Source organism: Paraburkholderia sp. BL25I1N1 (genome assembly GCF_003002025.1).
GTDB lineage: Bacteria > Pseudomonadota > Gammaproteobacteria > Burkholderiales > Burkholderiaceae > Paraburkholderia.
On record NZ_PVZB01000002.1, the window covers coordinates 317602 to 333869 of the forward strand.

Genomic DNA, 16268 nt, shown 5'->3' on the forward strand with positions numbered 1-16268 from the left:
CGACGGTGCGCGGATGGGCTTTTTCACGTGGACGGTTTCAGTCTTTCGCGTACAGCGTCGAGTCGGCGAAGCCTTCGGCGGCCAGCACCTGGCCGACCAGGATCAACGCGGTCCGCTCGATGGAGGTCGATTGCACCTTGCCGACAATATCGTCGAGCGTGCCGGTGATCTTCTCCTCGTCGGGCCAACTCGCGCGATAGATCACCGCGATCGGACACGTGCCGCCGTAATGCGGCCGCAATTCTTCGACGATCCGCGCAAGGTGCCGCACGCCGAGATGAATCGCCATCGTCGCACGATGACGGGCGAGGTCGGCGAGTTGTTCGCCCTCGGGCATGCTGGTTTTGGTGGCGAAGCGCGTGAGGATCAGCGTCTGCGAAACATCGGGCAATGTGAGTTCGCAACCCAACGTGGCCGCGCATGCCGCCGTGGCGGTGACGCCCGGCACGATCTCATAGGGTATCTTCAGTTCGCGCAGTCTGCGGATCTGTTCGCCGATCGCGCCGTACAGCGACGGATCGCCGGAATGCACACGCGCCACGTCCTGGCCGTTGTCGTGCGCGGCCGCGAGCAACGCGACGATCTGATCGAGGTCGAGTTCGGCGGTGTTGACAACCTGCTGCGCCGCGTGACCTTCGAGCACCGCGGCCGGCACGAGCGAACCCGCGTACAGGATCACCGGACAACTGCGCACGAGGCGCTGCCCTTTCACCGTGATCAGTTCGGGGTCGCCAGGACCCGCGCCGATAAAAAACACCGTCATTCACTACTCCCTGATTCGTTGAGGCGGCGTGGCATGCATGCGCGAGTCAGACTGCGTGTTGCAGTGCGTCGAGCAGATCGGAAACGCTTTCGAACTCCCTCTCTGCTGCCGGCAATTCAGGTCGGCGCAGCATCACGACCGGCAAACCGCGTTCACGCGCGACTTCGAGTTTTGCTTCAGTCGCCTGGCCGCCGCTATTTTTGCTGACCACCACGTCGAAGGCTTGCAGGGCGAATAGCGCACGTTCACCTTCGAGCGTGAATGGACCGCGCGCCGCGAGGATCCGCGCACGCGGCGTGTCTTCGTGCGCTTCAAGGCAACGCACGACCCAGAACTGATGAGGCGGGATTTCGTCGAGATGCGCGAGCGGTTCGCGGCCGAGCGTGAAGAGCGGCTTTCTGAACGGCGCGAGCGCATCCGTGAGTTCGTTCCAGTCGCCGACCATGTGCCAGTCGTCGCCGGCTTGCGGTTGCCACGCCGGGCGGCGCAGTGCCCAATACGGCACGCGCGCGGCGCGGCTCGCCTGCGCCGCGTTCGCGCTGATTTGCGCGGCATACGGGTGCGTCGCGTCGATCACGAGATCGATACCTTCATCGGCGATGTAACGCGTCATAGCTTCGCTGCCGCCAAAGCCGCCGACTCGCACCGTGCACGCCAGATCGTCAGGCGCCTTGCCGAGGCCGGCGAGACTATACACATGCTCGGGCGCGAGTTGCCGCGCGATCCGCAATGCGTCGCCCGTACCGCCGAGCAGCAGAATCCGCTTCATTTTCATTGCGCGGCTCCGATCAGCTTACCCTCGCGATCGATCGCGAACATTTCGACGTTGACCTGCGGCGGCACGATCTCGCGTGCCACCGCCAGTGCGTGCCGGCAGACGATATCGCCGAGCGGCACCTGCCGCGCGTGCGCCAACGCGACCGCCTGCTGACTCGTGTTGGCTGCGCGGATCGCCGCCTGAAGCGCGTCGTCGGCGCCCTGTTCGGCGGCCCATTGCGCGAGCCGCTCGAGGTCGATGCTCGAATTGCGGCTATGCAGATCGAGATGACCCGCCGCCAGCTTGCTGATCTTGCCGAAGCCGCCGCACACGCTCAGACGTTCGACCGGCGCACGCTTCATATGCTTGAGCACCGCGCCGACGAAGTCGCCCATTTCGATCAACGCGATATCCGGCAGGCCGTAGTGCGCGCGCATCGCGTCCTCGCTCGCGTTGCCGGTGCAGGCGGCGAGATGGGTATAGCCGTTGGCGCGCGCGACGTCGATCCCCTGATGAATCGACGCGATATACGCCGAACACGAAAATGGACGCACGATGCCGGTGGTGCCGAGGATCGACAGCCCGCCGAGAATGCCGAGACGCGGGTTCATCGTTTTCAGCGCGAGCGCTTCGCCGCCTTCCACGCCGATCGTCACTTCGAAGCCGCCGCCGTACGCATGCTCCGCCGCGAGTTCGGCCAGATGCTCGGTCATCATTCTGCGCGGCACCGGGTTGATGGCGGGTTCGCCGACCGGCAGCGTCAGCCCCGCGCGCGTCACCGTGCCGACGCCTCGCCCCGCGCGAAATATCACGCCCGCTTCGGCGACGAGGCGCACGCGCGCGAAGACGAGCGCGCCGTGCGTGACGTCGGGATCGTCGCCGGCGTCCTTGATCGTGCCGGCTTCCGCGCCTTCATCGCCATTCCCGATCAGGCGGCAGAACACCAGCGGCATCGGCACATGCTGGCCCTTCGGCAACACGATCTCCGCCACTTCGCTGACGACACCCGCGAGCAACAGACGCGCCGCCGCCAGCGACGTCGCGGTGGCGCAACTGCCGGTCGTGTAGCCGCTACGCAGCGGCGCGGGTTGTTCGGGGGTTTCTTCGCGCATCAGGGTTCTGGCGATGGGTCGGTGGGGGTGGCGCCGGTCGTGTTCGTCGTGTTTGTCAAGTTGGTGACATTCGTAGCGCTCATACCGCTTCCGGCACTTGCGGCACGCCTGGCATTCGGCACATCTGCCGCACTCGTCGCGTTAATCACGGTTTCGGTTCCCGCGAGGTTCGCGCCCTCGCCGCTCGCCGGCTTCGTCACCTCCAGCAGCGTGATCGGCAACGCCTGCCGCCACGTATCGAACCCGCCAAGCGGTTGCGCGTCCGCCAATGCGATCCGTGTCAACGTCCCGCCATGCCGCTCGCGCCACGCCGCCAAGGCCGCCTCGCCTTGCAACGTCACCGCATTGGCGACCAGCCGCCCGCCTTCGCGCAGACCTGCCCAGCATGCCTCCAGCACGCCCGGCACGGTCACGCCGCCGCCGATGAACACGGCATCCGGCACCGGCAACCCCTGCAGCGCCTCAGGCGCGCGCCCCGCCACGAGTTGCAGCCCCGGCACACCTAACGCATCGCGATTGTGTTCGATGAAACGTTGCCGTTCCGCGTGCCCTTCAATCGCAATCGCGCGACAGGTGGAATGCGCGCGCATCCATTCGATGCCGATGGAGCCGCTGCCCGCGCCTACATCCCACAGCAATTCGCCGGGCGTCGGCGCGAGGCGCGCGAGCGTGATCGCGCGCACGTCGCGCTTGGTCAACTGGCCGTCGTGACGAAACGCATCGTCGGGCAAACCGCAGGTCAGCGGCAGACGCGGTGCACCTTCGGTAGCACGGCAGTCGAGCGCGATCAGGTTCAGCGCGGCCACCTCGCCCGCGGACCACTGATCCGCGCGGCCGTCGATGCGCCGCTCCAGTTCGCCGCCCAGGTGTTCCAGCACGCTCATGCGGGTCGCCCCGTAACCTCGTGCGTTCAGCAATGCCGCGAGCGCCGCGGGCGTGCGCCCGTCCGCGCTGAGCACGAACATGCGCGCGCCGTCGTGCAGATGCGCGTTCAGCGTGGGCAACGGCCGCCCCACCAGCGACACCGTCGCGATATCCTGCAACGGCCAGCCAAGCCGCGCGGCCGCCAGCGACAACGACGACGGCGCCGGCAGCACCCGCAATTCCCCCGCCGGCAATTGCCGCGCGAGTGTCGCGCCGACGCCGAACAGCATCGGATCGCCGCTCGCCAGCACGCACACGGCTGCGCCGCGCTCGGCCAGCAAGGGTGCGAGATCGAAGGGACGCGGCCAGGCGGCACGGCGCGCGGCGAGACGCGCGGGCAGCATCGCCAGATGACGTTCGCCGCCGTACACCACCGACGCTTCCAGCAAGGCACGCCGCGCGGGCCGCCCCAAACCGGCGAAGCCGTCGTCGCCTATGCCCACCACCGTCAGCCACGCGGGCATGCATCCATCCTCATTCTGTGTCTTCAAATAATGCGCTGTGCCACGCCGATCAAAGCGTCCAGCCTCGTTGTGCTGTTCGAAAAAAGGCATAATACAGCCGCCGGTGCCCTTCGGGGCCGAAGAGGGAACACAGTGCCACTGTGGCTGCCCCCGCAACTGTATGCAGCGAGTCCGCCTGCGCTCCACGCCACTGGTTCGACCGGGAAGGCCGCGGCGGACCATGACCTGCCAGCCAGGAGACCTGCCGGCGAGACTGTTCGTGCCAGCCAACATCGGGCGGGGTGTACCGATGCCGCAGCCATGCCCGCCTCACGGCATGCTCGGGCTGTCGCGCGACGCTAAACCCGGTGTCCGTCTTGAATCAAGCAACGCCCTCCACCGTTTTATCCGACGCAGCCGGCACGCTGCGGCCCTCGGCGTGTCCGGGGCTGCTGCGCATCGTCGCCGCGCGCGATGGCGGGATTTGCCGGATCAAACTGCCCGGCGGCGAATTGAGCGCGGCGCAGGCTCGGGCGATCGCGGAGGCTAGCGCGCGGCACGCGGCCGGGGTGATCGAGTTGACCAATCGCGCGAATGTGCAGGTGCGTGGCGTGAAGCGCGGTGAAGAGGCGGCGTTGATCGCGGCTTTGATCGACGCCGGTCTTGGGCCGATGCCGGCGAACGGCGTGGTGGGCCGTGCGGACACGACGGCGGCTGTCAACGCTGTGAATGCAGTTGCCGCCGGCGCCGCGAACGCAGAGGCGGAGAGCGCAACAGATACCAGAGCCGCGAACGCAGTGAATGAATGGGCCTCGAAAGCCCCGGACGCAGCAGCGCAGCAAGTGGGCACTGCCCACGCACTCTCTGCCGCAGCCGCAGCCACCGCCGACGACGTCCGCAACGTCATGATCAGCCCCGCTGCCGGACGCGATCCGTTCGCGCTATTCGACACGCGCCCGCTGTGCGCCGAATTGCTCATGATGCTGCAAAGCGAAGCGCGTTTCGCGGCGCTGTCGCCGAAATTCGCACTGTTGCTGGACGGCGGCGAACGGCTCGCGAGAGTGGACCATCCGCACGATGTGTGGCTCGCGGCGTCGCAAGAGGCGGACGGCGTGCGGTTCGTGTTCGGGTTGGCGGGTTGTCCGCCTGTGAGCGCCTATGCCGGCGCGCTTATGCAAAGCCAAAGCACCGCGCCTGGAAAACCGGGCGTGAACAGCACAGGGGCTCTAGCCGCGATCCTGCCTTCACAAGTCCCGGCCCTGGTACGCGCGCTGCTCCTGACATTCCTCGACCTCGCCCCCGCAGACGCCACACGCATGCGCCACCTGCTAACCGCGCAATCCGTCGACGCGGTACTGCATCACGCCGAGCAATATCTCGACTTCCCGCTAACGCGAAACGCGAAGCTCGCCGACTGGCATCGCGTTACACCAGCCGACGCCAACCTTCGCCTCGGCGCCCACGCCCAACGCGTGCCCGGATCCTGGCACGTCGGCGGCCAGCCACCGCTGGGACGTCTCGATGCAGACACACTCACGGGACTCGCCACGCTGTCGCAACAACACGGCAACGCCACGCTTCACCTGACACCCTGGCAAAGCGTGCTATTACCCGACATCGCCACGCACGCCGTTCCGACCGTGTTGTCCGGCCTGAACGCCCTCGGTCTCGCCTGCGATCCCGCACACGCGATTACGCACCTGATCGCGTGCGCCGGATCGAGCGGCTGCGTGAAGGGCCTCGCCGACACCAAGAGCGACGCGTTGCGCCTCGCGGCTCGGCTGCCTGCCGGCGTGGACGTGCATCTGAGCGGCTGCTCGCGCTCGTGCGCCGCCGCGCATTGCGCGCCGTTCACGCTGCTCGCCGCCGCGCCCAGCCTCTACGACCTTTATCGGCGCGACGGCCGGCCCGGCTTCGGCCAGTGCGTCGCGCGCCAACTGACGATCGGCGAGGCCGCCGACCTGCTCGAACGCCTCGCCCGGAGTGACACCGATGCTTGATTACATTCGCGACGGTCAGGAGATCTATCGCCAATCCTTCGCGACGATCCGCGCGGAGGCCGACTTGTCGCGCATTCCCGCCGACCTCGAAAAACTCGCTGTGCGCGTGATCCACGCGTGCGGCATGGTCGATGTGATCGACGATCTGCAATTTTCCGCAGGCGCGGGCGCGGCGGGCCGCGCGGCGCTCGCGCAAGGCGCGCCGATCCTGTGCGATGCCGGCATGGTCGCGCAAGGCATCACGCGCGCGCGGCTGCCCGCGAACAACGAGGTCATCTGCACGCTGACGCATCCAGACGTGCCGTCGCTCGCACGTGAACTCGGCAATACGCGCTCGGCGGCGGCGCTCGAATTGTGGCGGCCGCAACTGGCGGGCGGCGTGGTCGTGATCGGCAATGCGCCGACGGCACTGTTTCATCTGCTCGATATGCTCGACGCCGGTGCGCCCAAACCCGCGCTGATTCTCGGCTTTCCAGTGGGTTTTGTCGGCGCGGCCGAATCGAAAGCCATGCTCGCGGACGACAGCCGCGGCGTGCCCTACGTGGTGGTGCATGGCCGGCGCGGCGGCAGCGCGATGGCGGCGGCCGCCGTGAACGCGCTCGCCACGGAGGTCGAATAAATGACGGTGCAAGGACGTTTGTTCGGCCTCGGCGTCGGCCCCGGCGACCCGGAACTCATCACGCTGAAGGCGCTGCGCTTGCTGAAGGCGTCGCCGGTGGTCGCGTACTTTGTCGCGAAGGGCAAGAAAGGCAACGCGTTCAGCATCATCGAAGCGCATTTGCACGATGCCCAGCAGCATCTGCCGCTCGTTTATCCCGTGACCACCGAAGCACTCGAACCGCCGCTTTCCTATGAAGCGATCATCGCCGACTTCTACGACACCGCCGCGCAAGTCGTCGCCACGCACCTCGACGCGGGCCGCGACGTCGCCGTGATCTGCGAAGGCGATCCGTTCTTCTACGGCTCGTACATGTATCTGCACGACCGGCTCGCGGCGCGCTACGAAAGCGAAGTCGTGCCGGGCGTGTGCTCGATGCTCGGCGGCGCCGCCGTGCTCGGCGCGCCGCTGGTGTATCGCAATCAAAGCTTGTCGGTGCTCTCCGGCGTGTTGCCCGAAGACGAGTTGCGCCGCCGTCTCGCCGATGCCGACGCCGCCGTCGTGATGAAACTCGGCCGCAACTTCGACAAGGTGCGGCGCGTACTCTGCGAACTCGGTCTCGCGGACCGCGCGCTTTACGTCGAACGCGCGACGATGGGCAATCAGCGCATCGTGCCGCTCGCCGAAGTCGATCCGATGGCGTCGCCGTATTTTTCGCTGCTCGTGGTGCCGGGGGAAAAATGGCAAGGATGAGCGCACCCGCGATCGTCATTCTCGGCGCGGGCGCGTTGGCGACGGCGCGGCGCATCCAGTCGCTGTACCCGGGCAGCCGGGTGCATGCGTTGCAGGGACGCGTCGAGGCGGACGTGCCATACAGCGAACTCGGCGCACATCTGCGGGAACTGTATGCGTGCGGCACGCCGATCGTCGCATTGTGCGCGGCGGGTATCGTGATTCGCTGTGTCGCTCCGTCGTTGTCGAACAAGGGCGTCGAGCCGCCGGTGCTGGCCGTCGCCGAAGACGGCAGCGCGGTCGTGCCGCTGCTCGGCGGTCTCGCCGGCGTCAATGTGATGGCGCGCGAGATTGCCGCGCTGCTGGCTGTGCCGGCGGCCATCACGACGAGTGGCGAACTGCGTTTCGGCACTTGCGTGCTGAATCCGCCCGAGGGCTATACGCTCGCCGATCTCGGCCAGGGCAAGCGCTTCGTATCGGACCTGCTGGCCGGCGAGAGCACGCGCATCGAAGGCGAAGCACCGTGGCTCGACGACGCGCAACTGCCCCGCTCCGCTTCGGCGCGTCTCGCGATCCGCGTGACGCCGCGAACGTGGGACGGTCGCGAAGATGAGCTGGTGATTCATCCACGCAGCGTGGTCGCGGCGGTGACGGCCGTGGATGGCGAGATCGCGACACGCGTGCGCAAGGCGCTGGACGCGCAGGGTCTCGCGCCGCTGTCGCTCGCGGCATTGCTGGCGTCTTCTGAGCGCATGGCCGACCCCGCGCTGATCGAGGCTGCAGCGAGCCTGAACGTGCCCTTGCGTTTCGCGCTGACACGTCCCGACGATGGCGCGCCGCCAGCCAACCTGCTGCACGCCGCCTTGCGCATTCCGTACGAGACGCTGCACAACGATGCGGCGGCAGGCGTCGCGCTCGCGTTGGCGCCGCTCGCCATCGATCCTGACACGATCGGCCGCGCGCGCGGCCGTCTGACCGTGATCGGCCTCGGCCCCGGCAGCGCCGATCTGATGGTGCCGGCCGCGCGCACGGCACTCACCGAGGCCACCGATATTCTCGGCTACGACACCTACGTGAAAATGGCCGGCCCATTGCGCGCCGACCAGCGCGTGCACGGCACGGACAATCGCGAGGAAATGCAACGCGCGCGGCATGCGTTCGAACTGGCGAGCGAGGGACGTTCCGTGGTGATGGTGTCGTCGGGCGATCCTGGGGTGTTCGCGATGGCGGCGGCGGTGCTCGAAGCGTTAGAGTCGTCGCGGAATACGGACTGGGCGGCGGTCGAATTGTCGATTGTGCCGGGTGTATCGGCGGCGATGGCAACGGCGGCGCAGGCGGGTGCGCCGTTGGGCCACGACTTCTGCATGCTGTCGCTGTCCGACAATCTGAAACCATGGACGATTATCGAAAAGCGTCTAAGGCATGCCGCCGAAGCGGATCTGGTGATGGCGTTTTATAACCCGATTTCGCGCGCACGGCCGTGGCAGTTGGATAAGGCGCTGGATATCGTGCGGGAGTATCGTGCGGCGCAGACTCAGGTAGTCCTGGGCCGCGATATTGGCCGCCCTGGCAGCGCGCTGCGCACGCTCACGTTGGGCGAACTGCGTTCGTCCGATGTGGATATGCGGACTATGGTGATCGTGGGGTCGTCCATGACGCGGCGGTTTGGTGATGCGGCTAAAAGTGGGGAGTGGGTTTATACGCCGCGGTGGTATGAATGAGGCGCGAGTGTCCGCTATGACATTTTCCTGAGCAGAATTCGGCTCGCGCTGATGCAGCACAAAATGAGAAGCGCGCCGACACATAGCGTTGCTATAGCCCAGTAAAGGTTTAGAGCAAAAAAGCCCAGATCGTCGCAGCGATCTGCCCCGCCCCACTTGCCTCTGACTGACTGACAAAATCCGAAAGCTGCTCTAACAGCACCCGGTATTTTATATGGATATGTCAGGAACAGACTCAACAGCCACCACCCAAGATCGGCACTCACAAGAAGCGCAAGCAAGCACACATCAAATTTGACTAACAACGGCAGTTTGGGAATCGCTTCATCATTTTTCTTTGCAGTGCGATAGCGAACCAGCCACCGTTTGTATCCAAATAGTGTCACCGCAATAAGCAAGGTCGCGACCGCCCAGTAAAGCAGAAGCGCGAGTATCTCCATATCATCAGGATTGGCCAGTTCATCATTGCCGGTCACTGAAAGTGCCAGTCGGATGAACAGGTCCACACATCTCGGCATTTCGAGAGGCAGCAGCCCGAAAAGGCACGCTAGATACCAACCGCCGATTACAGAGCCGACAACGGAAGTTACGATGAAAACTGCACTCAGCACGTGTTGTTTTTTCATTTGACTTCGACTGTCCCGTACGCCTTCATTGTCGTTCTGGGAACAGGCAACGTGCGTCCACGCGACCGAATATAGATTTGTAGTCGCTCAAATTCATACGGATTTTTGACAGTGATACATCCATGGCTCAATTGAAGCGACCCCATGGGGTGCAGTCTGAAATTCCCTCGCTCGACACCGTCAATGTTAGTCGTATCTCCAGATACCGGATTCCAGAGCGTGAACCATTTCTGCTTGTCGGTAGAACCGACGCCGCGCGCACTCCATAAGTCACGCAGGGGTCCGATAAGGCCACCCGGTTGACGATCCACCAAATAGTAAATGCCCTTGGGTAACGGCCCGACGTTCGGGATTGCAGTGTCGGCAGGATTATCCAGGCCACGACCCGTTCCAGAAAAAGCGGTAACCGACGCGGTGCCATCACACGACAAAACCGAGTCCACCTGCCCATTCAAAACAAAAGTACACTTAACCGGCATATCCTCCTCCCCCGCCCGGTCAATTCGTCGTGTTGTTCTTGATATACAGAGTGGCAGTCACCGCACCGCCGCTTCCTCCCAGCGCGTTTTGCACGAAGTACTCATGCTTCATCGTCGAGAAAGACAGGTGAACATCTTCATGGCACTCGTCACCGCCGCCGATCGGTTCCACTTGGGTAACGATCACGTCGTACATCGTGATCTTCAGATATTCGAACGGCATTCCCCCGGCCTTTCGCACAGTCAGCTTCACCTGATCCACGTGCTTGCCGGTGAAGCAGTATTTGGTCAAATTCGGACTTGCGCGATCCAGCTTGTGCGTGAATTCCAGATCGGAAACGGTGGCCTTGCCGGCTCCGCCGCCGGAGCCCGACATCATGGTCGAGTCCTGTGAAACCTTCCAGCGCCAACCGATTACATCAATTTCGTTCAGATGCGAGGCGTCCTGCGATTCGCCGTCGATGCCGTTGATCTTGATGAACGTATCCTGTGCCATTGACTATCCCCGTGACATTACGACTGTTCTGACGGTCGTCACGCGGACATGGTAGGCATTCGACACAAGCAGATTCGACTACTCTTGGCGAAAGGCTCAGACTGCGGTGAAGACTCGGATCAGTAGTTTCCGGGGAAATAACGATCCCTGAAGACGGACCTTTCTGCAAATTCACGTTGATTCATCGGCGGCGCGGCTTCGCTCATGCAGTCTGCATCGATCACGTCACGCCGCGCGTCGTACCCCTACGCCGCCACCTTCAAATCCTCAATCGCCCGCTGCCTCACGCCCAGGTCATCCCACAACTCCGGGTGGCAAGTGAACACCAGAATCTGATGCCGCGTGGCCGCGTCGATCAGCGCGCGCTTGATCGCGTCGCGCCGTGCGGCGTCGGTATGCACGGCCGCGTCGTCGAGCATGAGCAGGGTCGGCCGGCCTGATGCCTTCAACAGATCCGCGTAAGCGAGCCGCGTCAGAATCCCGAGTTGTTCGCGCGTGCCGAAGCTCAGCGCCTCGAGCGTGTCCGCGCGGCCAAAGCGGTCCAATGTCGCGGGACTCAGATCGTCGCCGAGCGCGATCGTGGATTGCGGGAAAATCCGTTTCAGATAATGCCCGAGCCGCTCGGTCAGCGGCGCGCGCAATTGTGCGACCGCGGCATCGCGTTCGTCGACCAGCACTTCGTCGAGCAGACTCAACGCGCTCGCGCGCAAGCTCAGTTCGTTTTTGCGCCGCGTCGCCTGCTCGACTTTGGCTTCCACCGCTGCCAGACGCTCGCCGAGACCGGACGCGCCGACCGTCTCCAGTTGACTGCGCAACGCCGCGATCTTCACCTGCCGATCGTTCTGCTCGCCGCGCGCAAGCTCCGCCGACGCGCGATAGCGCTTCGCCTCAGCCGCCGGATCGTCGAGACGCGCCGTTTCCAGTTCGCGCTCGCGCCCTTCGCGCTGCTTGCGCAATGCCTCGACCTGCACGCGCTGTTCGACGATCTTCGCCTGCCACTGCGCACGGTTGCGGCGGAACGCTTCGTCGTCCAGTTGCGCCTGCTTGCGTTGCAATTGATCAGCGAGCGATTCCGCGTTCGCCATGCCGGTCGATTTTTTGTCGGCTGCCTGCGTCAGCACTTTTCGTGCGGCTTCCAACGCGTCGCGCGCGATCTCGGCGTTGCGGCGTGCTTCATCGAGCGGCGGTGCAGAGGAAACGTCGGGCAGACCCGCGAGCCGCTCATTGGCGGCCTGCATGCGCGCCGTGGCCGTCGCCGACGCCGCGCGCAACGCGTCGATGCCCTGCGGCGCATACAAGTCGAGAATCTCCGCCTGGCTTTTCTGCTGGGCGAGCGCCGTCTTCCAGCGCTCGTGCCGCGCTTCGCCCTCGCCGAGCGAGGCGACGCCGAGCGCCTGCAACAACTGCGCATGCTGGGTTTCGAGCGACGCGAGTTCGGACAAACGCGCCGGCAGATCGGAGACGCCGGGAATCACCCGCAATTCGCCGAGCGCGCCGAGGCCGATCCGCTTCTCCTCGTCCACACGCAGCACGCCCTCGTTGCTCACTGGGTGGTCGTTGACGGTGATCGCGCCGTTCAGGCGATATTCGATGCGCGTCATCGCGGCTTCGGTGCGAGCACGTAACACGCTCAGCTCGCTGCCGAGCGCGGCGAGCCGCTTCAGCTTCGCCTCGTCGATTTCGAACATGGCCGCTTCGCGCGCGGCTTCGAGCACGGCACCGTTTGCCTTGCTGGCTGCGGCGATCGACGCTTCGAGCCGCTCGCTTTCCGCGCGAAAGAGTCCGATCTGGCTGCGCAGATCGGCCGCGGTCACGGCTGCGTTGGCCAGTTCGAGCGCGCGGTTGGCATCGGCAAAAGCCTGCTCGAATTGCGTCACGCTGGCCGCGGCATCCGCGTGTTCGGCCTGGACCGCCGCCACGCTGGCCCGCAGCGCATCGAGTTGCTGGCGCTCGCGCGCGACGGCCGCTTCCAGGTCGAGCGCGTTCTGCTCCTGCTGCAATGGCAAAGCCAGTTCGGCTTCGCTCGCTTTCAGCGACTGCTCCAGTCCTTTGAGGCTGCCTTCGAGTTGCACGACGGCATCGGCGCGCAATTGCGCCTGTAGCGCTTTCTGCTCGTGAACCTCCCACGGGCGTTTGCGCTGCGTATCGTCGAAGGTTTGTTGCTGCGTGGCGAGACTGGCAATGTTCGCCTCGAACTGTTGACGCTGCTGTTCGAGATCAGCGCGCTCCTCGATCAGCCGCGTGAGGGTCTGTTCGGCCTCGGCGAGCGGACCGGTGGACTTCTGCGTGCGCGCGGTGAGCAGTTGCCGAAGCTCGCGCTGCACGGCGGCGATCAATGCGTCCTCGCCTGCCGATTCGCGGCCGCCCGACAACTGCGATAACGCATCGCGCAGATACTGCGCGGCGTGGCCGGTGGAATCGCGCATCTCCTGGGTGCCGCCTTGCTGCACCCATAGCAAGCCAGGAACCCCTGCGTTCTCTGCCTTCAACGGCCCACGCGCCGGACGTGAAAAACCGAGCAAGGCCGCGAGCTTGTCTTCGGCTTCATCCTCACCGAACGCGCTCTGGCCGATCCTCAGCTCGCAACGCTGCCGCGTGACGAACTGCTTCGACAAGCGGCACGCCATGCCGTCCAGTTCGAAGCTCACTTCGACCGACGGTTGCCCGCTCGCCTTGCCCCACGGCAACAGGTCTTTCAGATGGGAGGCCTTGTAGCGCTCCAGAAACACGGCGCGCACGGCTTCGGCAATGGTGCTCTTGCCGGCTTCGTTCGGACCGACGAAAAGATTCAGACCGGGCTGCAGATCGTCGATGACGAGCTTCCCGGTGAACTGCTTGAACTCCTGAATCGCAATACTTTGCAGCTTCATGCGGACCTCGCTTCGCGCGGCAGTTCACGTTGAAAACGCGCCAGAAGCAGCAACGCCTCGGCCGCGCGCTTGATCTCTTGCGGGTCGGACTGCGGGTCCTCCTGCAAGCCGCGCAGACGCGCCACCACTTTCGCGAGGTAGCCGCTCTGCGCGCCGAGTTCGGCGAGATCGTCGTCGGTGGGCAGCACTTGCAGGCCGCTCAGGTCGACGCGCAAAGCGCGCACACGCGCGCGGGCTTCTTCCACGGCGATGTGAAGCGCTTCGGCGTCGGCCAGCGCGGCCGTGCCACCAACCGTCACGCGCAGCACGTCGTGGCTGCCCAGCGTGGCGAGGCGCGCCTTGAGCGAATCCACATCGGTCGGCACGGCGATGGTCTCCTCCCAGCGATGCCATTGATATTGACCGACCCGCACCGGCTCGACCACCGGCGCCGCGCCCGGCTCGCTCAGCGTGACATCGAGCATGAAACCCGGATCGTTGGCGCGGAAGCGGTCTTGCTCATGCGTGCCCGCGTACCAGATGCGCTCATCGACACGCAGATGCCCGTGCCAGTCGCCGAGCGCCAGATAGTCCAGACGCGCGCTCGCGGCACGCGTCGGCGCAATCGGATTCGACGAGTCGATGCCTTCCTGCAAAATCCCGCTTACGCTGCCGTGCGCGAGTCCGACGCGATGATAGCCGGCCGGTGTCTCCGCGGTATCGAAGAAACCGGTGGTGTCGTCATACGTGATGCGTTGCGTGAGCGGCGCGCACAAGACCGCGCAGCGGCACTCGTCCAGCAGCACCACGCCGGGTTCGAGCACCACGCGCACATTCGGCGCGATGCAGTTCAGGCGCTGCGCGCGCGTCCATACGCTCTCGACGAGCGCGGCATCGTGATTGCCCGGCAACATGATCCACGGCCCCGCGAACGCTTGCAACGCGCCGAACAAACGGCGGATCACCGTGTCGGAGACGGTTTGGAGATCGAACACGTCGCCGGCAACGAGCACCGCATCGACATCGCGCGCAGCGGCTTCTGCTGCGATCCGGCGCACGGTCTCGAAGCGTGCCTCGGCAAGATGTGCCGCCTCGTCCGGCTCGAACTGGCCGAATTGCGTGCCGATCTGCCAGTCCGCGGTGTGCAGAAACCTGATCACTGTGCCTCCTTCCGTTTCATTCCGTTCAATTGCAAGCTGTCTCTCCAGGCGAGCCAGCGCAGTCTAACCGCAGATGTTACCGTGCCCGCGCGGCAAAGCTAGTCCTAGACAACGAGCGCGCCTGGCCCATGCGCCGGCGAGCGGCGCTACACTCGCGATTCCGGACGCGCGCGTGGAGCGCGCCGCCTGATTTCAATCGACCTGGACCCGTTGCCCGCCGCCGATGAACAAAGCAATCGAACTGAAGAAGGCCAAGCGCACCCCGCTCCTGCTGTTGATCGCCGCCGCCTGCGTTTTCGTGGTGACCGCATTCATGCCGCGCGGCATCTGGGTGGACGGCATCAAGGCGGTGGCCGAGGCCGCGATGGTGGGCGCGCTCGCCGACTGGTTCGCGGTCGCCGCCCTGTTTCGCCGCGTGCCGATCCCGGTCGTCTCCGCGCACACCGCGATCATTCCGCGGAACAAGCACAAGATCGCCGACAACCTCGCGGTGTTCGTGCAGGACAAATTCCTGGATGTGCCTTCACTGGTCGGTCTGATCCAGAAGCACGACCCCGCGCGCACCATCACCGCGTGGCTGACGCAGCCGGAAAACACCGCCCGTTTAGGCGACTACGTCGTCAAGCTCACCAGCGGCATTCTCGAATTGACCGACGACGTGCGCATTCAGGTTTTCATCAAGGACGCGCTGCGCGACGTGCTGGCCAAGGTGGATCTGTCGCAATCGATGGGTTCGATTCTCGACACGCTCACCAAGGACGGCCGCCATCAGGAACTGCTCGACGCCGGCATCGAACAGGTGGTGGCGCTGCTGCGCGAACCGTACGCGCGCGAGTTCATCGCCGGGCGGATCGTCGATTGGGTGAAAAGCGAGTACCCGAAGATGGAGAAGATCCTGCCGTCGGCATGGCTCGGAGAGAAAGGCGCCGAAGCTATCGCCAACGCGGTGAATCGCATGCTCGAACAGATCAGCGAGAATCCTACGCATGAACTGCGTCAGAAGTTCGACGACGCGGCGCACAAGCTGATCGTCAAGCTCAAAACCGATCCCGCGTTCCTGCAAAAAGGCGAGGAACTGAAACGCTATCTGGTGGAAGGCGACGCGCTCAGTTCGTACGTGAAAGACATGTGGGGCGAATTGCGCGCGTGGCTCAAGCGCGATCTGCAAAGCAGCGACTCGGCCCTGCACGCGCGCGTGGTGGCAATGGGCCAATGGGTCGGCCGCGAACTCGCGCACGATCCGGCGTTGCGCCAGTCGCTCAACGATCACCTCGAAGAAGCCGCGCGCACAATGGCGCCGGACTTCGCGCGGTTCCTGACGCGCCATATCAGCGACACCGTCAAGAACTGGGACTCGCATGAGATGTCACGGCAGATCGAGCTGAACATTGGTAAGGATCTGCAATACATCCGCATCAACGGGACGATCGTGGGCGGCTTTATCGGCCTGCTGCTGTACGCGAGCTCGCAATTGCTGGGCTTGCTGCGTCTGCACATGGGATGAGCAGGCCGCCCTGCGTCAAAGCGCCTACAATCCGGGCATACGAATTGCTCATGCGTTTGGCCCGGACACCCTCTCTCGGTCCGCGAGCAGCCCTTATAAGAACG

Annotated in this window: 14 protein-coding genes and 1 riboswitch; of the genes, 5 read left to right on the plus strand and 9 right to left on the minus strand. The window is 64.8% G+C overall.

What is annotated here, in order from left to right; genetic code table 11:
* Positions 1-37: 37 nt before the first annotated feature.
* Genes cobM through cbiE form a run of 4 tightly spaced genes read right to left on the minus strand, consistent with a single transcriptional unit; the run spans position 38 to position 4020 of the window.
* Positions 38-763 carry a precorrin-4 C(11)-methyltransferase gene (gene cobM, locus B0G73_RS04290; RefSeq protein WP_106278196.1) on the minus strand — a complete coding sequence of 242 codons (726 nt, stop codon included), beginning with the start codon at positions 761-763 and terminating at the stop codon, positions 38-40.
* A gap of 46 nt (positions 764-809) precedes the next feature.
* Entirely contained in the window at positions 810-1532 is a 723-nt protein-coding gene (locus tag B0G73_RS04295) for a cobalt-precorrin-6A reductase (RefSeq protein ID WP_106278413.1), read from the minus strand.
* 2 nt (positions 1533-1534) lie between these two features.
* Positions 1535-2632 carry a cobalt-precorrin-5B (C(1))-methyltransferase gene (locus B0G73_RS04300; protein ID WP_106278198.1) on the minus strand — a complete coding sequence of 366 codons (1098 nt, stop codon included), beginning with the start codon at positions 2630-2632 and terminating at the stop codon, positions 1535-1537.
* A complete protein-coding gene (gene cbiE / locus B0G73_RS04305; protein WP_106278414.1) occupies positions 2632-4020 on the minus strand; it encodes a precorrin-6y C5,15-methyltransferase (decarboxylating) subunit CbiE in 1389 nt (462 codons plus the stop codon). Before cbiE ends, B0G73_RS04300 begins: the two co-directional genes overlap by 1 nt.
* An 84-nt stretch (positions 4021-4104) precedes the next feature.
* A riboswitch (cobalamin riboswitch) is annotated at positions 4105-4284 on the plus strand.
* A 92-nt stretch (positions 4285-4376) separates the two neighbouring features.
* Here cbiE and cobG point away from each other — a divergent pair.
* The 4 genes from cobG to cobJ are packed head-to-tail and all read left to right on the plus strand — an operon-like array spanning position 4377 to position 9050.
* The gene (gene cobG / locus B0G73_RS04310; protein ID WP_374956996.1) at positions 4377-5999 is read left to right on the plus strand and encodes a precorrin-3B synthase; all 1623 of its coding nucleotides are present in this window, start codon (positions 4377-4379) and stop codon (positions 5997-5999) included.
* Positions 5992-6618: a precorrin-8X methylmutase gene (locus B0G73_RS04315; RefSeq protein WP_106278201.1), complete on the plus strand. Its 627-nt coding sequence runs from the start codon at positions 5992-5994 to the stop codon at positions 6616-6618. Before cobG ends, B0G73_RS04315 begins: the two co-directional genes overlap by 8 nt.
* A complete protein-coding gene (locus B0G73_RS04320; RefSeq protein WP_106278203.1) occupies positions 6619-7350 on the plus strand; it encodes a precorrin-2 C(20)-methyltransferase in 732 nt (243 codons plus the stop codon). It abuts the gene before it with no gap.
* Complete coding sequence (cobJ, locus tag B0G73_RS04325) at positions 7347-9050, plus strand: precorrin-3B C(17)-methyltransferase (RefSeq protein ID WP_106278205.1); 1704 nt, start codon at positions 7347-7349, stop codon at positions 9048-9050. Before B0G73_RS04320 ends, cobJ begins: the two co-directional genes overlap by 4 nt.
* Before the next feature lie 14 nt (positions 9051-9064).
* Here cobJ and B0G73_RS04330 read toward each other — a convergent pair whose 3' ends face one another.
* The 5 genes from B0G73_RS04330 to B0G73_RS04350 all read right to left on the minus strand — a co-directional run bounded on the left by B0G73_RS04330 (position 9065) and on the right by B0G73_RS04350 (position 14660).
* The gene (locus B0G73_RS04330; protein WP_106278207.1) at positions 9065-9676 is read right to left on the minus strand and encodes a hypothetical protein; all 612 of its coding nucleotides are present in this window, start codon (positions 9674-9676) and stop codon (positions 9065-9067) included.
* Entirely contained in the window at positions 9673-10155 is a 483-nt protein-coding gene (locus tag B0G73_RS04335; RefSeq protein ID WP_106278209.1) for a DUF2778 domain-containing protein, read from the minus strand. Before B0G73_RS04335 ends, B0G73_RS04330 begins: the two co-directional genes overlap by 4 nt.
* A gap of 19 nt (positions 10156-10174) precedes the next feature.
* Positions 10175-10651, minus strand: coding sequence for a type VI secretion system tube protein Hcp (locus tag B0G73_RS04340; RefSeq protein ID WP_106278211.1), 477 nt, complete (start codon positions 10649-10651; stop codon positions 10175-10177).
* A gap of 245 nt (positions 10652-10896) precedes the next feature.
* Positions 10897-13521 carry an AAA family ATPase gene (locus tag B0G73_RS04345; RefSeq protein WP_106278213.1) on the minus strand — a complete coding sequence of 875 codons (2625 nt, stop codon included), beginning with the start codon at positions 13519-13521 and terminating at the stop codon, positions 10897-10899.
* Positions 13518-14660, minus strand: a complete 1143-nt coding sequence (locus B0G73_RS04350) for a DNA repair exonuclease (protein ID WP_106278214.1) — start codon at positions 14658-14660, stop codon at positions 13518-13520. Before B0G73_RS04350 ends, B0G73_RS04345 begins: the two co-directional genes overlap by 4 nt.
* A gap of 223 nt (positions 14661-14883) precedes the next feature.
* On the opposite strand from B0G73_RS04350, the gene B0G73_RS04355 reads away from it, so the two are divergent.
* Positions 14884-16164 (plus strand): DUF445 domain-containing protein, encoded by a 1281-nt coding sequence (locus B0G73_RS04355; RefSeq protein WP_106278216.1) that lies wholly within the window; start codon positions 14884-14886, stop codon positions 16162-16164.
* Positions 16165-16268 lie beyond the last annotated feature (104 nt).